This is a genomic window from Bradyrhizobium sp. USDA 4341, assembly GCF_054063755.1.
In genome coordinates, this window is record NZ_JBSSGO010000001.1 from 1,021,186 (window position 1) to 1,041,877 (window position 20,692).

The window sequence follows — 20,692 nt, forward strand, 5'->3', positions numbered from 1 at the left end:
TACGGTCGCGCCCGGCAGACTAGCGATTCGATAGAGCGTAGCCCCGACCTTCTTCGGATCCAGCGTCGGCCTAATGCCGTCGGCATCGAGCACTCTTGCTTCAGCTTCAGGAAATGCCGTCCCGAGGAGGCGCATCGCGGCCGGCCATTCTGGAGGCCGCCGTGCGTCCCGAGGGCCGGCTGCGGCTCGGCACCGCCCTTTCGGAGATGAGCCGGAAGATCGGTCTCACCAATGCCGATGTCGAGGCACTTGACTCCCGCTGAGCCGATGCGCTTCGAATGGTCCTGCTCGATAATGTGGTCTCCGAGGCGATGAAGCCCGATCCGCACCCATCGGTCCGTGACGACGCCCTCGCGGGCGAGACGCTGTTTTTCTCCAGCGTCAACAATCGCCGAACCGTTGTTCGGCATCGGCGCTCATCGCGGCGAGTTTTGATTAAGAGCCCTTTGCGGCTGAGAGTGAACGGCACGCCGCGAATTGATGTGAAAGCGAGGTTAGACGAGTGAGTTGGCATTCAGGATCAAGCGTGATGGAAGCCGTCGTGAAATCGGCGCTCAAACATGTTCCGGACGAAAACGCCCGCCGCGGCTTATATCGTGACGTGATGCCGGCTCTCGAGAACCAGGATTGGAACGATCATCCCGACTTGTTCGGACTGGACCCCATCTACGATCAGGTCGTCCGTGAGAGGCATGGAGACAGATGGTCCGACGATGATACGTGATACTGTCCGAGTTTAGATTGCGCCGCTGGCGCGGGTGAGGGATGAAGTTGAAGAACGGAAATGGTGCAACACCGATGACGGAAGAATGCAGTCGACCAAGCGGCGATGCCAAATTGGGCGGCCGAACCGGTGTGGTGTGAATGGAGTCGAAATCATCGCGCCTCCCGAGTCTTTCCCGGAAAGCGTTCTCGAATGTGTCCGTGAGTTCGCGGACCGTCACCCGGAGATCGAGGTTGAAATCGCCGGCGGCCTGACCAACCAATGTCGAGAGATGGAGAAGGCAGCGGCCGACTTCGAAGCCCGCGCTGAGGCCGTTCGGTTCGCCATTGCCAACACCGCCATCGAGGGCGGCCACGTACTGCCTGAAACCGAGGAGTTGATGAATGAGTGGGCGCGCGGAGAGATCGGCGACGACGAATTGATCGAGCAAGGCCAGAAACAGTTCACACCTGGTGTTTGATCCATAGGAGTGCCTGCGATGAGCGAGGAAAAGAAGCGCGAAGACCTGACGGTCTGCGGCGGCGACCTTCCTCGTCGACCAGGGCATCGCGACCCGGCCGAATTCCGCGTCATATCGCACCGTTCCCACGAGATCGCCACCATCGACGAGCAGCGCGGCCTGGCGGCCGACGTGGCTCGGGCTCGCCGTAGTCAATCTGGGATCGTTCTCATCGTGGGGTTAACGAAGTCTACGGCAATGCGCCCAAAATTGCATACCGCAAGATTCCGGGTGCAGGCTTGGAGCGCTAGCTCCGTCGTGGCGGCGGTGGTCTTCCCCGCGAATGCTCCCATGTGCACCGTCGTCATGGTTCGGTTTGGCATCTGGCGTAACATTTCGCGGACATCCTGGAAGGCCATTCGGTACATCGCGGCAGCAGCCGACGCCTCGACTAGGTCCCGACGCATCAAGGGCAGCGTCATGACGGTTGGAGTCACGACGTATCCTACCCGAACGTGCCGCGCGCGGTTGTCGAAGTCCAGAGCGGCCTGGCGCGCGGCCACGAACAATCCGGAGACGTAATCGTCTGTGTTTAGAACGAGGCCCCGCGCCAGGCCGCTCTGCTGTCGCCCGATGATCGATTTCAGCCTCCCAATCATTGGCTGCCATGACGGGTCGCCTTCGGTCTCGAAATCCCGGAGTAGATCCGGATCGTTCATGACAGCGACCGCGCCGCTGTACTTAGGATCTGTCTCCTCCACGCAGCCCGCGTGCTTCTCGGGCTCCTCCAACCACAGGCGTCCAAGGGCTGGGTCTGCACCGTACTCTTCGATCTCGTGCCAAGTGATGTGGCTGCGATCGGAGGAGACGTGGAATCCTTCGTGGTCGTTGGCGTCGCCGAACTGCCATTCGTTCCAAAAATCGTCGTAGGGGAGGGATAGACCTCCCTCGAATTGTGCGGCCCTGGCGCGGAAGTTCGGGTCCTGGGCGCGCTCGGCATATCCGTTCCATCCGAGGAGGAGTCCCACCGACGGATTGTGCACAGGTAGAGCAATAGCGCGGTCGATCAGTGGAACTTTCCCTACAAACTTGATGACGTTGTCGGTCATGTTTTTCTCCGGTTCTCCTTCTTAAGATGGCGGCGGTCCTGATGGAAAGGCAGCCGGAGATTTCGCTGTGGACGACGCTATAAGGTCCGAGGGGAGACGCGATTTGATAGTTGACGTTACCACAGGACGCCGCCGCGTCGCGATCCCTTGCAAGGGGCACCCCTCGATGGTCATGACGGTTCGGAATTGCTACCCTCCTCGGAGGCAGTACCGTGTCCTCACGGTCTATACGTGCGCTCAGGCGGATCCTCGTCAGGCTCGCTGGGCGTTGTACCCTCTGTGAGACGGCGGACCAGTGCTTGATCGATGCGGCTGACGACAGCCACCTCTCCTCGAAAGGCGGCGCCGACATGGGCAAGTGCCTCTCGGATTTCGTGCAAGGTGTCGTGCCAGGCGCCGGGGGTCCGTAGGAATTCGGTGACCGTCATCCCCGCAAGCTGACCGACCGTCTCCCTCCGGCAGCAATTCATGGCACGCGTCCCGAGCCCAAGCCGTTCCATTGGGATAGCGAGAATTTTTGGCGAAGGTCTCGCTATCCCGAACACAAGGCCTTCCATCATCGCAGCCCCGTCCGACGTCCAGCGTTCAATGGTCGTCTCGAACTCGAAGCCGAAGCGAGTCATGAACTTCTCCACGGACGCGAGGTCGGCTTCCGAACGTCCGCACCGTTCCCTGACCTGCCATTGGGACATCTGAATAAGGTCGCCGACATAGAACTCCCGCTTGCGTGCGCATGCGACGACGAACCGCCGCGGCAAGTCGACGTCACCGAGACGGACGAGAAGCTGTGTCGGTGTGTTATCGAAGCCGAACGTGAGTTGCATGGTCTCTGGCATGGAAGCGCCTTTCCTTTTGCGGATGATCGATGGTCAGCTCGCGGTATCATCGCCCGCGCCAAAAGGGAGCCCCTGAAAGATGCATTGCAAATTTCGTGCGGATCGCCTCAAACCCGCGCCGTCTTGCCGAAGCTCGATATGGTTAATCAAGTGAGCAGTTCGCTCAGGCCGTTCGTACTCCGAGTCATATGCCCGGTCCCGCAGAGTTTTTGACCGCTCTCCGCAGTGAGCATGCGGCGTGTGCAATTGCTGAGCGCCCCCCGACCAACGCGCTCTCGGTCGCCCCTCTGGTGGCGCGTTGGCGGCGACGATTGTACCTCCTCTCTGGATCTGATAAGTTTTGGTCCGGCGTGGGAACGCCGTCGCAGTCCGAACCGGCTGATGCCGATGCGAAGCCCTCAAGCATTCCCAAGGACGCAGGTTTCCTTTTCCCATCGTTCCCCCTCAGCCGGGAATCGTTCGGACCGATTCTGCGGAGGCTCTGGGTTATGAAAATTCATTTTACGTCGTCTTCCCGTCCGAAGCGGATCGCCAAGGAGTTGCGCAAGCAACTTGCTGAGATCGGCTTCACGATCTCCCTTCCGGCGAGCCAGGATCTGACGGCTCAGATGCACGGCTACGCGCATTGGCACGAACTGAGTGCGAATATCGGAGTTGAAGGGCCGGTCGGCGCCGATACCGTTCCGAACAGAATGCGGCAAGAGGAAATCCTGGTTGCGCGCTTTCCGGCTCTTTCAGGCAGGACCGACTCTATCCTGGATGCCATCGCCTTTCCTGAAGGCGGGCTTGTGTTGGGCAGTGTGGATCAACAGGCGAAGATATCGAGTTGCGAAAGGGACGGCTTCGTCATCATCGGAATTTCGCTCCGCAAGCCGCAGGCTGGTTTTCCCGACGGTCGATCGGTCATGATGACGATCGGAATCATCGCCAATGGACCGTCCCAATACCTGCAACCGTTTTATTCTATGGAGACGGCCGATACTGGTGCGAGGCTCGAAATGATGTTCAGCGCCACCGATGCCTATAAATATCACGACATCGGTGGGGTCCTGTCCCGTCTCGGATATCCTGGGAACGCCAAAATTCCCTGCGCCCGTGACATCGGGGCCAAGGACGATGCGGAGGCATGGGAGAAACTGCGGAAGGCCCGCGCCTCGATGGAATTCATCGTGAGCCGGGACACTCTGTTGAGTTTCGTTCGTCCGCCAGAACCCCCAAGGCTACGCGACCTGGATTTCGATGAGCTCTACGTTTCGGAACAGGGCGAGGCGATGATCAAGTTTGGAGGGAGTCAGGCGGACGAGGTTCCCGCTCTCTTCATCCGAGAGATGGCGGATTTCCATGCCCAAGTCCGTGGTCGGGATTCCCTTGACTTTCGGATTAAACACGACGGTTTCGTCTATAACTGTTCTAAGATCACTTCGGGGAATGGCACGTGGGTTGCTGCGCGCCGTCGACGCGAAGCATGCCTTTCGCCTGGCGTAGAAATAGCAATGCGCAGGGCCGAATTCGAGGCCCGCTCGATGACATTTAGAACCGGCCGTACGCATCTATAGTGTGGCCGGTTCTGCCGATTAACAAGTCCATCGGCGCTTGTCGGCTTCCGGGTTGGTTCCCACACCGTGGGGACCGCGCACACCGGGCATATCGGACGATGCTGTGTTCATCTTAAAATAAGCGAAGCTTGCGACGCATGACGTTTTTTTTCCAAACCGGCCGACGGTCGGCTGCTGGAGCCGAGGCCTCAACTGGGCTCCGCTGGAAGCACTCTTTGTGCGTAACAACGGCCTGTTCGTTGTTGCTGGCTCGACGGGTGGAGGACCCTCTTGATCGGTGGAAGCCGGATGAGCACGTTGGGGCGACACTGCAGTCGCGGGTAAAGTAGGTCCCTAGCCTGAAACACATAAAGCCTCGTCAGCGATGGCGGGGCTTTTCATTCGGATGTCGGCGGCAATGGATCGAAGTATGTGGGGCGTCAACACAGCGGGCAAGGTCAACGGAAGGTGTGGTCACTTCTGACGACCTGGACCCGCGGCCGAGGCTTCACCTCAAGGGTATCGTAGATCTCGTCTAGCGTGATAGACGTTGCCAACGACGGGAGCGGAATAGCGACGTCAAATTGTTCGAACGTCTCCTCGGTCCACGTTCCGTCTTTCTGCCGACGGTGAACTTTAACGAGCGCAATCTCGGACTCGATCTGGATGACCGTGTCGACGCTTTCTACGCCCTGGTATTCGCGTAGCTTGGCCCCATAGTCGAAGACGGCGCTGCCCGGCGAGGAGACCTCAACGAGAAGCGTGGGTTTTGAGGCAGTCATTGCTGCTGCATTGGGCGGACCGCAATCCACCACGACGCCCGGATATCGAACTGTATCTGGCCCGGTCTGAATGGCCGTGCCGCTGGATGTGGTGCGACACCGCTTCTGCTTTCCCGCCGGGACGAAAGCCGTCTGTACGTTCCTGCATATGACGTTATGCGCTTCATTGGCACAAGCCATGGCGTAGGCAATGCCGCCTACGAGTTCGTAGTGTCCATCGCTACCTGAAACGGCATCGAAAAATTCGTTAATTGTGAGCTTCTCGTGCTCTGGAATACCCATGACAACGTTCGGACCTCGCCGCGTGTAATGTAAACTCTTATAGGGAACACTCCTCTTGGGCGAAACTCGTAATGGTTGCTGGCTAGGTGTTAACCCTTTTGATCGCGGTGTTCTCTCAAACATGATTTTGAGTGGTAGTCTCCCGTTCCTCACATTCTCAACGATCTGGTCCTAATGAAGAAACTTGCCCTGGCTTTCGCGCTTTGTTTTTTCTCTGCAACGGCGTTCGCAGACACTCCCGATGAGAAGATGGCGCCGACAGTTTCCTGTGAGCAGTTCCGAGAGCGGTTCATGGATGCGCTATTGGGCAATCGAGAGGGGATTGCGCTTGCAGGATTGTTCACTGGTAGCAAGCAGGAAAAGCTGGACGTGCCAGGGGTTCAGTCAGCGATCGGCTGCGACCGGAGCGGCATGTTCGAGGGCTTTGGCGCAGCCTTGGTGGATCTCGATGACGGCAGCCGGAAACGCCTTGCCCGCATCAGTGCTGCGGCCGTGCGCGCAATCGATGCCGGCTTCGATCACAGCGCTGCGGTTCAATTCATCGGAGATCTGCACAAGGAAACCCTGCAGGACGCCCGCAGCAACGAAAAAAAGTCGGGTTGGTTGAGGGGTGAAGCCGAAAAGCAGCTTGGTCACTACATTGCCATGCACAGTGTCGGCAACGACCTGGTTAGGACCAGCATCGAACTCCGGGACAAGCAATGATGTCTTTTGCTCTTGAGGTGGCCGCATGATCCGGTCCGCGGCCGGGTCTTGCCGGTTGCGGGCCTACGGGTATCATTTGGTCGCCAGTTCAGGATTTTCCGGCCATGCCCGCACCTCAGCACCACTCCGACGACCCGGTTGCCCGGCCGTTTCACGCCCAGATCGCCCTGGTGCACCTTCTCATTGAGGCCAACAGAGCGCGCGCGGCCGACACCGGATCATCCTGGGACGACTGGTTCGACAGGATCTCCAGGCTACCCTCCGACGCCCAGGCCTACTTTCTCGAGCCTGCCGCAGCCGTCTTTGCCATCGAAGCTGCGGCCGGCGAGATCGTCACGGAGCGCGACAAGCTGCCGGACATCCGTGATGCCGCCATGTTCGAAAAAATCGGGCAGCTTGCCGCGGCATCGGCTGCGTCTGGATTGCCCCTCGGCGAACGTATCGCGAGCGACTTCTCCGCGTTCAGCGCTTGGCGGAAAGCCCATCTCGACGGGATCGATTGCGACATGTTCTCGCTGATCGATCAGCGGAAACCGTCGGCCAAGCCGCGACGCGGCGAACGTCGGCCGCTCTTCGATGCTCTCTTTATCACCTGGGCCAAGACCGCGAGCGTCCCGCTCCAGCAAGCGGAGGCGGCCGCGCGGACGAAGCGTGAGGCGGATGCCGAGCTGGAGGCCACTCAGCAAACGCCATGGATGCCTCGGCCGTAAGATCGCAACATCCGGAGTGTCCCAAGAATTCGTCGTCCGGCGATCTTGCCCCTTTCCAAGTCACGGGTGAACTTCTCGCAGTAGTCCAAAGAGAATGCGTGGAGTTCCAGGATGGCTTGGGCAGATACCTCTATCGAGATCACCGGAGAAGTTCGCGGCGATGCGGATCTCGAAAAACTTGTTGCAGCCATTGTCGCCGATCGCCCGACTCCCAGTTGGAGCGAGGGTATGATCCAATCCGAAGCTGAAGCGGGGCAGTATCTTCGTGATGTGCTGGCTGCCGGCCAAGTGCTGATATTTGCAGAGAATGAACGGACTGGGGAAACCTTCTCCCGGATCGAAGCAGCCTGCCGGGAGATCGGGCTTGGCTATGTTGTGACGGTATCCGTCGACGAGGAACACGACACGCCCGGCCACCGTGAGATTTATAATCCCGCCACGCAGAAGCTCGAACGGCTTCCCGGCATGGACGATGGCTTCGTGTCGGCGAGTGACGTGTTGAACCTCCTTGAGGCCGGTCGGCTTACCGATACGATCGCCCTGCTCAAGCATGCGATTTCTCCGGCGGCCGGACTGCCCCAGGGATTTTCGGTGGCTGAGGGCCTGTTCGCGGAGCCTGCGCCCCAAATCTGATCGATCGGTGACAGCGCCGAGAATTCGTCTACGACCCTACTGGAAACCTATGACGAGAACGTTGCTGAGGTTCGCGGACTACTTTCTTTCGGCAACCTGCCCGAGCTCATAGAGAAGCCGGGCCTGCCCACGCCGTGATCAGGCGCCCGCCTCGATCAGCGACTTGCCTGGCTTTTGGTTCTCCTTCGAAAACTGCCAGAGCGCATGATCGAGCTTCCGAAGAGTGACCTCAGCACCGACCGCTTCTGAGGCCTCCCGGGCGACGTGCCGGCAGATGTCGAGGTAGGCGAGGTAAAACCGCGGCGTGTAGGCCGTCTCGTCGATGCTGAGCGAAAAGAGCGCCCTGAAATCGAGGATCGTGTACTGTCTCGGATTGACCACGGTCAGGACGGTAGATGCGACCGGGATCTCGACACCTGAGAGTCCGGTCAGGACCGAGAGCGCGCACAGTTCGGTCTTTGCGGACGTGGCGAGCCGGAGGGCATCGGCGATCTCCGCGTCACTGTTGAGCGCGATCCGGGATCCCCCTCGCCCGCGCGTTTTCCAGTCGAAGATCCTGCCGAGATGCTCTCGCCGATGCTCACCATCAGCAATCCGGCGACCGACCTCGAGGATCTCCGCCTCGCCAAGGTTATGGTAACGGCCGGCGAGCTCCAGGACGTCCTGAAGCGGAAAGCGCAGCGTAAACTCCATGAAGCATATCCCTTTGAGCCAAATAATGGCTCATTCTAGGGGGCTGTTCGCTCCGAACGATAGCGATCGGCGGCTAGAGTAAACGGAGCGAACCGGATGGAACGGTTGTGGGTCGACCGTGGAAAGCCCCGCTTCCCGCTTGCCGCCGGGTTCCATGCGAAGCATGGTCGAATCCGGGGCCAGCACCGTGCTGATGCCCAAGGATTAGTTTGCTGGGAGCGCGAAGTGAGGTTTCTCGGAGTAGGCATGATCGTTTTGTTGGCGTCGGCGTCCATCGCGCTTGCCGCGGAGCCTCCGATCAACCTGCTGGTCAACCAGGCTCCGCAGCAAGCCGCACCGGCGACCACTGAGGCCTCGATTGAAGTGGAAAGCGACGATGTCGACGCGGCGGAGGTCCCGGCGGAGCTCAAGCGTCAGACTGTCGATTACGCCACCCGGGAGGCCCCCGGCACCATCGTGGTCGACACCGAGCATACCCACCTCTATTTCGTGCTCGGAGGCGGCAAAGCCGTGCGTTATGGCATCGGCGTGGGTCGAGACGGGTTTACCTGGGCCGGCCGCGAAAAGATCACCAAGATGGCCGAATGGCCGGATTGGCATCCGCCGTCCGAGATGATCGAGCGACAGCCCTATTTGCCGCGCTTCGTGGCTGGCGGACCCGGCAATCCTCTGGGCGCCCGTGCGATGTACCTGGGCAAGACGGTCTATCGGATCCATGGCACAAACCAGCCCGGCACGATCGGCAAGTTCGTCTCGTCCGGCTGCATTCGCCTGACCAACGAGGACGTCGAGTACCTCTATTCGCACGTGAAATTAGGTGCGCCCGTTGTCGTGCTTCCGAAGCAGGTCGCCGCCAACGATCTTACCGGGTTAACGCCGGCGGAGGCCACGCCGGCGAGCGTGCCTTTGCCGAGGGCGCGCCCTGTGACGCGGCACAAGACGGCAAACAGGATCTGACGGGTTCAGGCGCACTTCGCTTCGAACACCGCCAGGCCAAATGCGCGTTCGACATCGGCGTACGGTACCGCGGTGCGATCGAGATAGATTTTGAGGTCTGCGCCAAGGGCCGCGGCCACCAGCGTCCGCACGCGCTGCGGGGCAACCCTGCCTATGTAATCGACCGCCGCGCCCTGCCCGCGATCGCCCGCAAATAGACATTGGGAAGACGCCAGGTGGATGGCGTCGAGGACGTCGATGGCAGTCTCATTCCGGGTCGCGCAGGTGACCTGTGGAAGGTCCGGATCGCGCTTTCAGATGGCAGGATTGAGGACTGGCCGGGCGTTATTGCGCAGATTCATTATAAGGTCTGCGATGCCGGAGAATACTGGCTTACCGACCGGGCAGGGCGCCGTATTGCGAAATGGCTTGGCCACTACGTGCCGACCAGCTTCTTGTGTCCCGGAAAGAGCGCTAGTGACGCTCGCGTGCGAAGGTAAATGGGGCATTCACCTCGTTTTGCGGTCCATAGTTCCGCAGGAGACCGAACAGGCGTAAACGAATCCTTGGAGGTCAGGCAGATTGAAGCCGGATCGATAACAAGGAGAGCCCTTTTTGATGAAACACCTGTTGTTCGGAGCGCTAGTCGTGATCACCGCAGCTGCAGCATCCATCGTGCCTGCAAACGCATTCTACGTCCCCGGCTTTGCGGCTGTCGCCCCGGTCGAGGCCGTCCCGGTCCGGCTGGTGTGCGATGACTGGGGTGGGCGCTGCTGGCGCACCTATCCGCGCTACGTGGTCCCACCGCCGGTGATCTATCCGGGCTATGGCTTCCAGCGGCCTTACCGCCCGTACGGCTGGCATCGGCCCTACCGCCACCGGTGGTGAGCCATTCCTGACGTCGAAGGCGGCTCGAAAGGGCCGCCTTTTTGCTTGCCTCGAGATTGCCGCGTTTCGTCCACCGGAGATCGGTCCCGCCCGTTACGGCTTGTCAGCAGCCGGCTTACGCTCCTTGCCAACGCTGGCATGACAGCACACCCATCCAACGATGGATATCCCATGGATTTCGCGGGAAAACAGCTCCATTTTGTGGTCACACCAAGGGCTATTCGGATTTCGGTGTTGAAGCACGTCGATCCTGGTCCGAATGTCTTAAGCTGCTTTCGCAGCTTCAACGTCCGTGTTTCCGGGACGACGCACGGGCTGAGGCCCCACGTTGGCGTCCCCGGGCGGCTTGCCCCGCCCGTCGTGCCGCAGGGCACGATCCAGTATGTTCAGCGCCGCGTTGTGATCGCGGTGCAGGTCGGCGCCGCAGCCACAGCGATGGCGGCGCTCCGCCAGCGTCTTCTCCACCGCGGCGCCGCAGGACGAGCAGTCCCGCGAGGTGTTGCGTGGATCGATCTTCACCACCGTCCCACCGGCTCTTGCAGCCTTGTAGGTCAACAGTTCGATCAGACGCGCGGGCGATGCGTCCAGCATCGCCCGGTTCAACCCGGCCTTCTGCCGGACGTTCTTCCCAGGATCACCGGCCGTGCCCCTTGCCGAGCGGGTCAGGTTCTTCAAGCGAAGCTCTTCGACGCCGATCAGCGCGTAACGCCTGGCCAGATCGGCCGACACCTGGTGCAGGTGGTTGGAGCGGACGTTGGCGACCGCACGCTGAAGCCGGGCCAGACGCTCTCGGACCTTGGCGCGGCGCCTCGAGCCGCGCTTGCAGCGCGCCAGTGCGCGCTGCGCGATCCGCAGGTCGCGCTCGCGGCGAGACCGCGGACGCACGTTCTCGATATGCCGGCCCTCGCTCGTCGTCACGAGATGCTCGATGCCGACGTCAAGCCCGACAGCCGTCTCCGGCCGGGCATGATCGGCGGCGGCGGGGACATCAACCACCAGGCAGACGTACCAGTGCCGACCCTTCCGCGAAAACGCCGCGGTGTCTTCACCGCTGCGCCCGGCGGGAGCTCCCGATGCAGCCGCAGGCGCAGACCGCCTGTCAGCGGCTTGAACAGCAGCTTGTTTCTATCGAGACGAACCCCGGCCCATTCAGCAAAGCCAAAACAGTCCCAGCGGCTCCTGCTCCGGAAGCGAGGGAAGCCGGCCTTCTGGCCGCGCTTCACGCGTCCGAAGAACCCCTTCATCGCGTCGTCGACGCGCCCCAGCGTCCACCGCGACAGGTTAACGGGGACGTCGCCGTAGTCCGGGTCGAACGACCGTATCTGCGTCAAGGATTTGCACTGGTCGAACCTCGAGATCGAGACCTTCCGCTTCGCCCAGGCGTCGCGGCGCTCCTGCAGCGCGGCGTTGTACAGCTGGCGCTGCGCCTCGCAGAGCCCGGCGAGAACGGCGTATTGGCCGCGGGTCGGCGCCAGCTTGATGCGGTAGGTCAGAAACATTCAGTCAGTGCGTTCTCGTTGTGTTCCATGAAACCATGCCCCAGTCGACAACGATCCGTCAAGGACTCGTTCCAACGCCGAAATCCGAATAGCCTCAATTTTCGTCATCGCGCGGCGCGCTCGTGCCTGTCGACTAAGAAGCTAAGGCGAGAGGCTGCATGGACAAACACGTTTGGCGCTTTCTTCCCCATGTCGTACTGGTCACATCATTCGAGTTAAACGGGCGATGCGAGAATGCGACTTGTTGACGAGCACGAGATCGAGCTCTTGGCTGAAGACGGCAAGCGACTGCTTGTGAGTCTGGCAACCGAGGGGGCGCGTCTGCGGCTCCTCGACGATGGCATCGCTTGCGCAGACCTGGAAACTGAGGAAGTCGCGCAGTTGGCTACCCTGATCTCCGGTGGTTTCGCGCAGGGGCAGCGTGGCGAACCCGATCCGGCTCTCGGCTTCAACGATCAAGGCGGCAACGAAGTCGTCTTTCGGGTGTGGACCGCCCCGTTCCGGCAGGGGCTCAGTGTTCACCTTGACTGCGGCGGTCGGATCAAGGGCACCGGCATGTTTTTGCCGGCGGGCGAAGTTCATCGTCTCGGGCAGTTCCTGACCGACTTCGCGCCGGCGCCGAGCGCACAAAAACCGTAGCGGTCGCCATATCGCTCAGAGGCGCGGCGCCGAGCCTGCCCAGGCCTCAGCGGCTTGCCTTTGCGCCTGCTCCCGTTCCTCAAGCACTAGTGGCCGAAGCCAGTCCAGATCAGTGCGGTATTTCGCGATATGCATCCCGGGTTGCGCGTAATAGCGGATCATGACCGGAATGTCGGCGAGCCGCGTGTCCATCTTCACGAGCGGAAAATGATTTGGCCGCGGCGGCGTCGCCGGCGGCACTCGTTCCTTACGCGTCCCGCCACAGCCGCCGCACGCGGGCGAACCATCGTGATCGTAATGCCCAGATCCCGAGCATTCCAGCCTGCAATGAAGCGCAGGAAGTAGTCCTAACGGGCAGCTTTGCGTTCGTGGAAGGTGCTCATGCAGGCAACCTGCTTCACGCGCTCGCAACGCTGTCGAGCAACCCATAACCCTGACTCCGGCGTCCGAAATTCCGCAGCGCAATCGACGGCCAACTCCGGCGGCCGAACGTATGTCCCTGACTCGAACAACCCAAATCTCTGACTCTGCGGCCCTTCTCCGACGCATAACCCGACTCACTCGACGCGCCGTCACAATTCAGGTTGTATCGACGCCCGACAGCCCGGGCGGCCGGCGGCGGATCGGCGGGCGCGGGCGACGGATGGAGGGTTTGATGGTTGGGAGATACCCTGACGGGAATGTCAACCGCCAGAGGCGGTTGAGTAGGATGGTGCAGCTTCGAATTCCGTCGGGACTTGAGGTTGTTCGATCGAGAAACGGCGGGGGTCAAAACCGTGCGGGCGGCGACGGTCCGTGGATCGAAGAAATTTCACCAGGACCGCCTTTGCGGTTCGATCTGATTTTATCGTCTTGAAGGCATTGGCTTGACCCGCAGCCGATGGCAGTAGTTCGGCGTAGAGCGCGGCGTGTTTCTCCGAGGCGCAGTTCATCCTGATTTCGTCAGGGTGCGCCGTGGAGAGGAAGTCCTCGATCATGTCGCGCATGCAAACTACGATCTTCCTGAATGCTCCCGCGCCTCCGCCGTAGGCCCGTAAAACTTCACCTGTCTGGGTGCGGCTGTGCGGTCCCCAGTGGATTTCCCAAGTGTGTCCGGCACCGTAGAAATTGATGGAGAATGAGAGGTCGCCGATGTCGATGCGGCCGACGGCTCTGCGCCCGTAGCGACGGCGGGGGTCTCCTTCGAAACTTTCCCATGCCCAGACCGGTGCAGTATCTCGGGCGGCTTCGATGATCGCCTTGGCCTTCGTTTTGGTCACCTTGTCCTGCATTGTCCGGCCCGGATTTATCTTAGGGTTGCGGACGATGTTCGTCCGGAGCGGCTTCCTCGCTCTTTGGCGGAGCCAAAACCTATAGAGGTCGCTTGAAAGTTCAAAGAGAGCAGATGGCGATCTGCGCGGCGTGCCGCATGGGTCTCGCGCTGAAGCTCGGCGGTCGCCGCGTCCGTCATCGTCCGGTCTCCCTGAAAACTCGTGCAGGTCAGGTTGATGGATCGACTGCAAGGTTTCTCAGGGCTCGAAACCGCGCCCCGACACAGGCAGAGATAGCCGCGCCCCTTAGTCAGGGTTGTGCGTAAAATGAGTCCGCTTTATGCGTCAGAGAGTCAGGGTTAGGCGTTTCCTGACAGACGCGCAATATCTGGACTGAACATCGCGATTTCAATCCGCGCTATCGAATCCTTGGATACCATCAATGCTGTCGATATCCGTAACCATATCTTTACGTGCGATCACCTAGGTACCTCCGTAGATTTGCGGAAGGGACCTCGAGGCATGCTGGAGCAAAGGAAGGCTTCTCGTTTCACGTTCGAGCAAGCGTTGGAGGCAACGCTCGTGGGCATCGACGGGACGTGGGCGCGCAAGTGCCTCGTCGAGGACTTTTCCGAAGCTGGAGCCAAGATCACGATCGATGGGCCAATTTTAGGAGCATCTACAAGCGAGTTCTTCCTCGTCCTTACTAAGATAGGAATTCCGGTGTATCGCCGCTGCGAACGGCGGTGGGTCAATGGCGAGCAGATGGGCGTTCTGTTCCTCAAGATGGCCAAGAGCGGCAAGCTTGTGGCCCGTTCGAAGGTGGATCACGACAAGGCCGAGGAAAAGCAGAAGAACATCGGCAAGGCTCCTGCGGAGTGGCTGATCTGATCTTTCGCGGCCTCCGCTACAGTCCGGCTGGTGCTCCGGCAGCAAACGCCTACACACCTGGTCCGCTCGATGCCGGAGCGGCCTCTGACAGTTCTCGCCACTCGGACGCACGTCGCTCGTAATTTTCCGCCTGCGCCACAAGATCTGCCGCTTGATTGCGGAATCCGGCGGCACGCTTGTCTAAATCTGCCGCCACGCGGCTGCAATATTCCCTGTCAGACCGGACAAACTCCTTCAGCCAATCCGGGCATTTAGGATGAGTGATATTGTGGAACGTGACATTTTCGGCGCCGCCTTTCAGTAACGCCCTTACGCCTTTGTCGGCCGCCTGGACCGTGCTGTACGCCTCGAGCACGGTTTCCGCATGAGCGTCGATGGCGACATAGATCTTGGTGCGGCCGTCGGCATTCACGAGAATTGACATCAGACTTCCTTCGTTTCGCTCCGAGAGAAGCATCCTACTGTGGCGCCTCGCAAGGAGCCAAGCGCCTAGTCCCCAGGCATTGGTTGCGTGAGCCAGCGCAACCCGCCTCTCGATCAAGATGCGATCGAACGCGCGACCCGCGGTCCGTCCCATAACTCGCTGTTTTGCCCTATCTATATTTTGAACTCCTTCTCAGCCGTCAATGCCTGAACCCTGGGGTGATCAGACGGATAGTTCGCCAGCACGTAGGCGCGCCCCTTCTCGCAGTCGAAGCCGAACGGTTCGGCAGCTTCGAAGATCACTTCCTTCCGGTTCGCGACCTGGTCAAAGGCCGGCATGTCAAGCTGCACGACACGTGAGCGCAGAACCGGCCGAGCAGCTTGAGCCAGCCGATCGATATGCTGGTTGGCGCCCTCCAGGTCGGTTGCTGGATCCCACTTGAACGTGCGCCGCGCCAGGAAACATCCCAGCCGGTTCGCTGCGGGGTAGGCAGAAAAGTCGATCCCGCGCTCGCGCAGCATCGCGTGCATGTCAGACTGTCGCTTGCCCTCCAGGGCACGGTGAGAAAATACGCTCTGAGCCACCATCGACACGGAATTTTTCTGGCAGTCTAAAACACGCCACAGGATCGTGTTCGCCGCCTCGATCCGATCAGGAAGCTGAAACACCCTGCAATCGAATGCCGGAAGCCTGTCCTCGAAGCCCTCAGGGCACGCGCGCGCAAACTTCGCGGCCGCCATCGAGGCGAGAACTGAGACCAGCTTCTGGACCTTGCCGGCGAACAGAATGTCGGTCTCGGGCGTCTCCGCCTGCCACACCAACGAGATCTCGTCCGACTGCACGTAGCCGATCCGGGCATGGGTGGCTTGGACTAGATATCGCGTCGTCTCGATCATCGCGGCGGTCATCCGCGGGTCGAACGGCTTCTCCATTCCGCGGGTGAACCTCGAAAAGCCCCGGCCATCGATCCGCGCATAGATCGGCAACATCGGATCAAGCTTCCGGGCGGTCTCGACCGCCTCATAGGCCTTCATGCGATTCCCGAAGTCGTCATGGTCTTTCAGTCGGCTCATAGGGCTCTCATCTCACTCTTCGCGACGTCGCTGGTTCGACTCCATTTCGCTCCAACCGAACCTATGGGATCGCCCGGCTAATTCGATGCCACCGCGTCGTGAGTCAACACCTTCTCCACCGTCTTGCGATTTACCGGTATGGCTGGGTTACGCTTCTGCAGGTGACCTAAAGGACGCCGGAAGACGCCTCGCGACCGAGGCAGCCGCCGCGCCGCGAGTGTAAGTCCCGGAGGGTCCGGTTTCATCTGCAAACGAATCCTTGGGCGTCTTCCACAGCTTCTTCGAGGACTCCTCATTTCCTCTTGTGCATCGCAGCATTAAATCATCGCGATGACAATTTTAGCCAAAGTTTCCAATTCTCAGCCGTCCTTGCGCCATCCAAGGCCCGATCTGACCGCAGGGCCCGCGATGACGGCCTGCCGCCTGCGGACCGTGCAAGCCACTCCCGTGCGTCCCTGTGCCGCCCGCGAAGTTTCCGGCCGATCCGTTGTTCTCGGCGGCCTGATCACGCTTGCTTTGAACGCCGGATGTGTCCTGAGCGTGCTCGGCGATCAGATCGGAGCACTAGGCGAAATGCTGGCGATCAGCCTTCTCGTCGTGTCCATCCTCGGAGTGCTCGCGATCGCTCTTCACCCGTGGCTTTCCGCGACATTCTCATGGATCCGGACCGACGGTCGACGCCCCGCCGTCCGGGCAATTGAGCATCGATCTCCGGTCCCCACCGGTGCCGCCTGCTGCCGAACCTGACTCTATCATCAAAGAAAACCGGTCAGAAAAGCCGAAGGGCGCCATCCAGGTTTGGAAGTCCTGGATAGCGCCCTTCGGTAACTTTCGTTCGTGCGGCGGACGACGACCTTGAACGGTATGCGAGCTTGCTCAACGGCGGCCGCAGGTCGTCTTTCGGACCCGATCCCGCCAGCCTGACCGGGTCAATTCCCCGCCGGAGCGCTCGAAACCTATGTCCAACATGATAGGCGCAAAGCCGTTATCGAATCCTTGCGACGAACGAACCTTTTTGCCGCAGGGCGCTGCGCCCTACCTATCAAAACACCTGGGTGGGATTCTCTGTTGCCTAATAGGGGCGCGTGAACTCGAGACCGCCATGGGGCCTGTTTTGATCGTAGATGGCCGGGTTTGGCATTGGTCCGGCGATCTGGCCATCCCAGCCCGAACTGGACTCGAGCCTGAACCCAGGAACTTCAATGCATCGGTCCCACTCGTTGCAAACTGAACGGTGCGTGGACATCCCGCCGTTCTGAATTGGAGCAACCTGTACGGTGACCTGGCCGGAACTTTGGGCCTGCGCGGAAGCCGATCCGAGCGCCTGGGCAGCAAGCAAGCCGAAAGCGGCAGAGAGAAATCTGATCTTCACGGTCTGTATCCCCGATAATGTCCTGTTAATAGGCCGCCCACCCGGACCCGGTGTCAACCGGCAGGTCTCCGTTCGCTCGAAAAGTCTGGGTACGAGTTCACGCACCATTAACGATCCACTCGGTTTACGAGGTTTCACGCGGCAGAACGCGCCTGCTCTCAAGGATTCGTTGTCGGCCGGCGCCGTGCGTTAACGGCCAATTAGGGATTGGTCCATAGCAAGCACCGTGGAGGACCTTATGGACACCACGGCAAAATCGACCCCCACGACCGAAATTCAGGATAAAGCGCTGCAGCACATGTACCGTGTGCTGAGCCGCACAAGCGAGACGATCCTGAAGGTTCGTAGCGAGGACGAGCTTTTCGCGCAAATATGCGAGATCGCCGCCGAGGGGTCGGAGTTCCTCGCGGCCGCGCTGTTCATGTACGACCCAAAGATCAACGCGCTGCGCTTCAAGGAAGGCAGCGCGAACATGAGCCGGGAGGTACTCAGCAAGATTGTGGTCGACGTCGATCCGAACCGGGAGTCCGGTCGCGGCATCGTTGCCGTGGCGTTCCGCGAAGGCACGTCCTCGATCAGCAACGATGTGGTCAACGATCCCCGGCTGCACCCGGAGTTCCGCCGGCTGTGCGCCGCAAACAATATTCTGGCTTCGGTTGCCGTGCCGCTGGTCAAGAATGGCTCTCCGGTGGGCCTGCTCGCCTTCTACCTCGACCAGCTCGGGGTACTGAACGACGAGATCGTCGACCTGATGGAACGGGTCGCCCGAAACATGTCGTTTGCGCTCGAAACCATCGAACGCGAAGAGAACCACGCAGCACTTGCGCGCGTCGTCGTGGCGCTCAACAAAACCTCTGACGCGGTCATCCGGGCCCGCACGCGTTCGGAACTGTATCGCATGATCTGCGAGGCGCTGGTCTTCGATCCGGAGATCCGTCTCGCTTCCGTGGCGCTTGTCGACCCGAAGGATGCTTCCAGGTTCCACATCGCCGCCGCCGGTGGTCGCGCGGCTTCGGCCGCCCCGCTCCTGTCGCTGGCTGACTTTCCGGATTCGCTCGGCGTGCGCGAAATGATCTCGACCGCCCTTTCGGTGGACGACGTCTGTGTCGTTGACGCCTTGTCTGACGCCGACACCGGCAAGGGCTGGCGAATGAAGCGCGAAGAGGCGCCGTCGTTTGCCGGTGCTGCGGTGCCGATCCGGCGGGGTGGCCGTGCCTTCGGCACGCTCTTGTTCCTCTCCGATAAAGTTTCGACCTACAGCGAGGACGTCGTCGCATTGCTCAGGCGGATCTCGGACAATGTCTCCTTTGCCCTCGAGAATTTCGACCGGGTCGATGAAAAGGCAAAGGCTGACGAGCGCATCCGCTATCTGGCGACGCATGACAGTCTGACCGGTTTGCCGAACCGGGAGACCTTCCAAACGGAGCTCGATCAGAGCATCCGCAATGCCAAACGCTATGGCGGCAAGTGTGCCGTGCTGTTCCTCGATTTGGATCGCTTCAAGACCATCAATGACACCCTCGGCCACGGATCTGGCGACGAGTTGCTGGTCGACGCAGCGCAACGCTTGCGCAAGTCATTGCGTGCAAGTGATACGATCGCCCGCCTCGGAGGCGACGAGTTCGTCGTCGTGGTCAACCGCCTCGCTCATGAGGATGACGCCGCGGAGGTGGCGCGCAAGCTGCTCGGCGAGATCGCAAAGCCAGTAACTCTCAAGGGGACCGAATACAGCGTCACGGCTTCCATTGGCATTGCCGTCTATCCTGAGCATGGTGACGACGAACAGGCACTGACCAAGCATGCCGACATGGCCATGTACGCCAGCAAGGCAGATGGAAAGAACCGCTTCAGCTTCTACTCGGCGAGGATGGATACCGCCGCCGTCGAGCGGCTGATGCTCGAGACGAGCCTGCGATATGCGATCGAGCGTAACGAATTCGAGCTTCACTACCAGCCGAAGCGCAGCCTGGTGGACGGCCGCATCACCGGTGTCGAAGCGCTGGTGCGCTGGCGCCATCCTGACCTCGGGCTCATTTCTCCCGGACATTTCATTCCGTTGGCTGAGGAGACGGGTCTCATCGTCCCAATCGGCAAATGGGTTTTGAATGAGGCGACCCGGCAGCACGTGAAATGGCTTGAGCATGGTCTCGATCCGATCTGCGTGGCGGTGAACCTCTCGCCGCGCCAGTTCATGCACGACGAGCTCCTCGCCGACCTTGACACAGCGCTGAAGTCAAGTGGCATGGACGGTCGCTTCCTGCAGCTCGAGATCACAGAAACCACCGTGATGGGGAACGCCGAGCGAGCCCGACGGATGATGGAGGAGATCAAGCTGCGCGGCTGCCGGCTTGCCATCGACGATTTCGGGGTCGGCTATTCGTCACTGGCGTTACTGAAGTCCTTCCCGATGATCGATGTGATCAAACTGGATCGCTCGTTCGTGGAGAATCTGCCGTCGGCCAAGACTGACAGCGCGATCGCCAAGGCCATTATCGCCTTTGCCAAGGCTCTGGACCTCACCGTCATCGCTGAGGGCGTCGAGACGAAGGCTCAGGAGGAATTCCTGCGCAACAGCACCTGCGACGAGATGCAAGGTTATCTGTTTAGTAAGCCGGTGGACAAGGATGCCATCGTCAAATTTCTCGCTCGCGCTGACCACGAGGTGGCCGCGGCCTAGTGCCAACCTTCGGGTGATGGAGCAGGTTCGGGACTGCTTGAGCAGTCCCGCCTTGCGCATTTCCGGCCCCGGTGAGACCCTGACGTCATGGAAGTACCAAAAACTCTTGTTGTCCGGCCTGACCGGCCCCTGCAGCGCTTCTTCAGCGCCGGCATTCGCGCCTTCCACCGCGGCGGTGGAGCTGCCCTTGTAATCGCCACTGTGATCGGAGGGGCTGGTCCCCTCAAGGCGGATCCGGCTGAGAACGCCGTTCGACCACCGGCGGTCGCACCCATGCGGGCAGACGACCAAGTGCGTCTACTCGCCCGGCAAATGCACGTCCGTCCAGGAGAGCTCTTCAAGAAGCTTGGTATCGAGATGGCCCTGCCGAGGCCCGACGCCTACAAGATCCGGAATACGGTCGTGAAACTCGGCGAACTGCTGCGTGCCCAGGCCGACGCGGGCGGTGAACTGGCGCGGGATGAGCTGGCCGAATTGCTGGCCGCCGGCGCTCGACAGGCAGTCGCAAGCGGATTGTCGCTTCAGCAAGCTGTCGACGTCATGACCATGCTTGATCCACACGGGACCGTGCTTCCTGACGAGGTCAGGCGGACGC

General features: G+C 60.6%; 23 protein-coding genes and 1 pseudogene. 12 read left to right on the forward strand and 12 right to left on the reverse strand.

The features are described 5' to 3' along the window. Positions 1 to 278 precede the first annotated feature (278 nt). From ACVIGB_RS05035 to ACVIGB_RS05045, 3 genes and pseudogenes are all read left to right on the forward strand, one after another. A pseudogene (locus ACVIGB_RS05035) lies at positions 279 to 417 on the forward strand (VapC toxin family PIN domain ribonuclease); the annotation flags it as partial. A gap of 112 nt (positions 418 to 529) precedes the next feature. After that, entirely contained in the window at positions 530 to 724 is a 195-nt protein-coding gene (locus ACVIGB_RS05040) for a hypothetical protein (RefSeq protein WP_456717828.1), read from the forward strand. Between the two features lie 85 nt (positions 725 to 809). After that, on the forward strand, positions 810 to 1,184 hold the full coding sequence (locus ACVIGB_RS05045; RefSeq protein ID WP_456717827.1) for an antitoxin VbhA family protein: 375 nt from the start codon (positions 810 to 812) through the stop codon (positions 1,182 to 1,184). A gap of 191 nt (positions 1,185 to 1,375) precedes the next feature. Here the strand turns inward: ACVIGB_RS05045 and ACVIGB_RS05050 are convergent, their stop codons facing one another. Both ACVIGB_RS05050 and ACVIGB_RS05055 read right to left on the reverse strand, forming a co-directional pair. After that, complete coding sequence (locus ACVIGB_RS05050) at positions 1,376 to 2,272, reverse strand: hypothetical protein (protein WP_456717826.1); 897 nt, start codon at positions 2,270 to 2,272, stop codon at positions 1,376 to 1,378. A 218-nt stretch (positions 2,273 to 2,490) separates the two neighbouring features. After that, positions 2,491 to 3,108 carry a hypothetical protein gene (locus ACVIGB_RS05055; protein ID WP_456717825.1) on the reverse strand — a complete coding sequence of 206 codons (618 nt, stop codon included), beginning with the start codon at positions 3,106 to 3,108 and terminating at the stop codon, positions 2,491 to 2,493. A gap of 488 nt (positions 3,109 to 3,596) precedes the next feature. On the opposite strand from ACVIGB_RS05055, the gene ACVIGB_RS05060 reads away from it, so the two are divergent. After that, positions 3,597 to 4,664 carry a hypothetical protein gene (locus ACVIGB_RS05060; protein ID WP_456717824.1) on the forward strand — a complete coding sequence of 356 codons (1,068 nt, stop codon included), beginning with the start codon at positions 3,597 to 3,599 and terminating at the stop codon, positions 4,662 to 4,664. Between the two features lie 437 nt (positions 4,665 to 5,101). Here the strand turns inward: ACVIGB_RS05060 and ACVIGB_RS05065 are convergent, their stop codons facing one another. Continuing rightward, entirely contained in the window at positions 5,102 to 5,707 is a 606-nt protein-coding gene (locus tag ACVIGB_RS05065; RefSeq protein WP_456717823.1) for a Uma2 family endonuclease, read from the reverse strand. Positions 5,708 to 5,881: 174 nt separating this feature from the next. Between ACVIGB_RS05065 and ACVIGB_RS05070 the strand changes: the two genes are divergently transcribed. The 3 genes from ACVIGB_RS05070 (at position 5,882) to ACVIGB_RS05080 (ending at position 7,755) form a co-directional block, all read left to right on the forward strand. Further along, the gene (locus ACVIGB_RS05070; RefSeq protein WP_456717822.1) at positions 5,882 to 6,412 is read left to right on the forward strand and encodes a hypothetical protein; all 531 of its coding nucleotides are present in this window, start codon (positions 5,882 to 5,884) and stop codon (positions 6,410 to 6,412) included. Positions 6,413 to 6,516: 104 nt separating this feature from the next. After that, positions 6,517 to 7,122: a hypothetical protein gene (locus ACVIGB_RS05075; RefSeq protein WP_456717821.1), complete on the forward strand. Its 606-nt coding sequence runs from the start codon at positions 6,517 to 6,519 to the stop codon at positions 7,120 to 7,122. Positions 7,123 to 7,233: 111 nt separating this feature from the next. Continuing rightward, a complete protein-coding gene (locus ACVIGB_RS05080) occupies positions 7,234 to 7,755 on the forward strand; it encodes a hypothetical protein (protein WP_456717820.1) in 522 nt (173 codons plus the stop codon). Positions 7,756 to 7,893: 138 nt separating this feature from the next. Here the strand turns inward: ACVIGB_RS05080 and ACVIGB_RS05085 are convergent, their stop codons facing one another. Then, positions 7,894 to 8,448: a hypothetical protein gene (locus tag ACVIGB_RS05085; RefSeq protein WP_456717819.1), complete on the reverse strand. Its 555-nt coding sequence runs from the start codon at positions 8,446 to 8,448 to the stop codon at positions 7,894 to 7,896. Between the two features lie 246 nt (positions 8,449 to 8,694). Between ACVIGB_RS05085 and ACVIGB_RS05090 the strand changes: the two genes are divergently transcribed. Further along, positions 8,695 to 9,405, forward strand: a complete 711-nt coding sequence (locus ACVIGB_RS05090) for a L,D-transpeptidase (RefSeq protein ID WP_456718250.1) — start codon at positions 8,695 to 8,697, stop codon at positions 9,403 to 9,405. 597 nt (positions 9,406 to 10,002) lie between these two features. Beyond that, entirely contained in the window at positions 10,003 to 10,272 is a 270-nt protein-coding gene (locus tag ACVIGB_RS05095; protein ID WP_456717818.1) for a hypothetical protein, read from the forward strand. A gap of 264 nt (positions 10,273 to 10,536) precedes the next feature. Here the strand turns inward: ACVIGB_RS05095 and ACVIGB_RS05100 are convergent, their stop codons facing one another. Together ACVIGB_RS05100 and ACVIGB_RS05105 are read right to left on the reverse strand one after the other, a co-directional pair. Next, a complete protein-coding gene (locus ACVIGB_RS05100; protein WP_456749100.1) occupies positions 10,537 to 11,268 on the reverse strand; it encodes an RNA-guided endonuclease InsQ/TnpB family protein in 732 nt (243 codons plus the stop codon). Continuing rightward, a complete protein-coding gene (locus tag ACVIGB_RS05105; protein WP_456749101.1) occupies positions 11,187 to 11,771 on the reverse strand; it encodes an RNA-guided endonuclease InsQ/TnpB family protein in 585 nt (194 codons plus the stop codon). The genes ACVIGB_RS05100 and ACVIGB_RS05105 overlap by 82 nt, the downstream gene beginning before the upstream one ends. Before the next feature lie 234 nt (positions 11,772 to 12,005). On the opposite strand from ACVIGB_RS05105, the gene ACVIGB_RS05110 reads away from it, so the two are divergent. Next, positions 12,006 to 12,410, forward strand: coding sequence for a hypothetical protein (locus tag ACVIGB_RS05110; protein WP_456717816.1), 405 nt, complete (start codon positions 12,006 to 12,008; stop codon positions 12,408 to 12,410). Between the two features lie 15 nt (positions 12,411 to 12,425). Here the strand turns inward: ACVIGB_RS05110 and ACVIGB_RS05115 are convergent, their stop codons facing one another. Both ACVIGB_RS05115 and ACVIGB_RS05120 read right to left on the reverse strand, forming a co-directional pair. Continuing rightward, positions 12,426 to 12,650 carry a hypothetical protein gene (locus tag ACVIGB_RS05115; protein WP_456717815.1) on the reverse strand — a complete coding sequence of 75 codons (225 nt, stop codon included), beginning with the start codon at positions 12,648 to 12,650 and terminating at the stop codon, positions 12,426 to 12,428. A 443-nt stretch (positions 12,651 to 13,093) separates the two neighbouring features. Next, positions 13,094 to 13,681 carry a hypothetical protein gene (locus ACVIGB_RS05120; RefSeq protein WP_456717814.1) on the reverse strand — a complete coding sequence of 196 codons (588 nt, stop codon included), beginning with the start codon at positions 13,679 to 13,681 and terminating at the stop codon, positions 13,094 to 13,096. Between the two features lie 501 nt (positions 13,682 to 14,182). Between ACVIGB_RS05120 and ACVIGB_RS05125 the strand changes: the two genes are divergently transcribed. Further along, complete coding sequence (locus ACVIGB_RS05125) at positions 14,183 to 14,551, forward strand: PilZ domain-containing protein (RefSeq protein ID WP_456717813.1); 369 nt, start codon at positions 14,183 to 14,185, stop codon at positions 14,549 to 14,551. A gap of 49 nt (positions 14,552 to 14,600) precedes the next feature. Here the strand turns inward: ACVIGB_RS05125 and ACVIGB_RS05130 are convergent, their stop codons facing one another. From ACVIGB_RS05130 to ACVIGB_RS05140, 3 genes are all read right to left on the reverse strand, one after another. Then, positions 14,601 to 14,975, reverse strand: a complete 375-nt coding sequence (locus tag ACVIGB_RS05130) for a hypothetical protein (protein WP_456717812.1) — start codon at positions 14,973 to 14,975, stop codon at positions 14,601 to 14,603. A gap of 173 nt (positions 14,976 to 15,148) precedes the next feature. Next, positions 15,149 to 16,048: a tRNA(His) guanylyltransferase Thg1 family protein gene (locus tag ACVIGB_RS05135; RefSeq protein ID WP_456749102.1), complete on the reverse strand. Its 900-nt coding sequence runs from the start codon at positions 16,046 to 16,048 to the stop codon at positions 15,149 to 15,151. A 1,072-nt stretch (positions 16,049 to 17,120) separates the two neighbouring features. Continuing rightward, positions 17,121 to 17,420, reverse strand: a complete 300-nt coding sequence (locus ACVIGB_RS05140) for a hypothetical protein (protein ID WP_456717810.1) — start codon at positions 17,418 to 17,420, stop codon at positions 17,121 to 17,123. A 238-nt stretch (positions 17,421 to 17,658) separates the two neighbouring features. On the opposite strand from ACVIGB_RS05140, the gene ACVIGB_RS05145 reads away from it, so the two are divergent. After that, positions 17,659 to 20,097 (forward strand): bifunctional diguanylate cyclase/phosphodiesterase, encoded by a 2,439-nt coding sequence (locus ACVIGB_RS05145; protein WP_456717809.1) that lies wholly within the window; start codon positions 17,659 to 17,661, stop codon positions 20,095 to 20,097. Between the two features lie 297 nt (positions 20,098 to 20,394). Here ACVIGB_RS05145 and ACVIGB_RS05150 read toward each other — a convergent pair whose 3' ends face one another. Beyond that, on the reverse strand, positions 20,395 to 20,658 hold the full coding sequence (locus tag ACVIGB_RS05150) for a hypothetical protein (protein WP_456717808.1): 264 nt from the start codon (positions 20,656 to 20,658) through the stop codon (positions 20,395 to 20,397). Between the last annotated feature and the right edge of the window lie 34 nt (positions 20,659 to 20,692).

Excerpts from the sequence above, each read along its gene's own strand:
- ACVIGB_RS05040 (WP_456717828.1), top strand. The coding sequence starts at position 530 with ATGGAAGCCGTCGTGAAATCGGCGCTCAAACATGTTCCGGACGAAAAC.
- ACVIGB_RS05045 (WP_456717827.1), top strand. The coding sequence starts at position 810 with ATGCAGTCGACCAAGCGGCGATGCCAAATTGGGCGGCCGAACCGGTGT.
- ACVIGB_RS05050 (WP_456717826.1), bottom strand. The coding sequence starts at position 2,272 with ATGACCGACAACGTCATCAAGTTTGTAGGGAAAGTTCCACTGATCGAC.
- ACVIGB_RS05055 (WP_456717825.1), bottom strand. The coding sequence starts at position 3,108 with ATGCCAGAGACCATGCAACTCACGTTCGGCTTCGATAACACACCGACA.
- ACVIGB_RS05060 (WP_456717824.1), top strand. The coding sequence starts at position 3,597 with ATGAAAATTCATTTTACGTCGTCTTCCCGTCCGAAGCGGATCGCCAAG.
- ACVIGB_RS05065 (WP_456717823.1), bottom strand. The coding sequence starts at position 5,707 with ATGGGTATTCCAGAGCACGAGAAGCTCACAATTAACGAATTTTTCGAT.
- ACVIGB_RS05070 (WP_456717822.1), top strand. The coding sequence starts at position 5,882 with ATGAAGAAACTTGCCCTGGCTTTCGCGCTTTGTTTTTTCTCTGCAACG.
- ACVIGB_RS05075 (WP_456717821.1), top strand. The coding sequence starts at position 6,517 with ATGCCCGCACCTCAGCACCACTCCGACGACCCGGTTGCCCGGCCGTTT.
- ACVIGB_RS05080 (WP_456717820.1), top strand. The coding sequence starts at position 7,234 with ATGGCTTGGGCAGATACCTCTATCGAGATCACCGGAGAAGTTCGCGGC.
- ACVIGB_RS05085 (WP_456717819.1), bottom strand. The coding sequence starts at position 8,448 with ATGGAGTTTACGCTGCGCTTTCCGCTTCAGGACGTCCTGGAGCTCGCC.
- ACVIGB_RS05090 (WP_456718250.1), top strand. The coding sequence starts at position 8,695 with ATGATCGTTTTGTTGGCGTCGGCGTCCATCGCGCTTGCCGCGGAGCCT.
- ACVIGB_RS05095 (WP_456717818.1), top strand. The coding sequence starts at position 10,003 with ATGAAACACCTGTTGTTCGGAGCGCTAGTCGTGATCACCGCAGCTGCA.
- ACVIGB_RS05105 (WP_456749101.1), bottom strand. The coding sequence starts at position 11,771 with ATGTTTCTGACCTACCGCATCAAGCTGGCGCCGACCCGCGGCCAATAC.
- ACVIGB_RS05110 (WP_456717816.1), top strand. The coding sequence starts at position 12,006 with ATGCGACTTGTTGACGAGCACGAGATCGAGCTCTTGGCTGAAGACGGC.
- ACVIGB_RS05120 (WP_456717814.1), bottom strand. The coding sequence starts at position 13,681 with ATGCAGGACAAGGTGACCAAAACGAAGGCCAAGGCGATCATCGAAGCC.
- ACVIGB_RS05125 (WP_456717813.1), top strand. The coding sequence starts at position 14,183 with ATGCTGGAGCAAAGGAAGGCTTCTCGTTTCACGTTCGAGCAAGCGTTG.
- ACVIGB_RS05130 (WP_456717812.1), bottom strand. The coding sequence starts at position 14,975 with ATGTCAATTCTCGTGAATGCCGACGGCCGCACCAAGATCTATGTCGCC.
- ACVIGB_RS05135 (WP_456749102.1), bottom strand. The coding sequence starts at position 16,048 with ATGAGCCGACTGAAAGACCATGACGACTTCGGGAATCGCATGAAGGCC.
- ACVIGB_RS05145 (WP_456717809.1), top strand. The coding sequence starts at position 17,659 with ATGGACACCACGGCAAAATCGACCCCCACGACCGAAATTCAGGATAAA.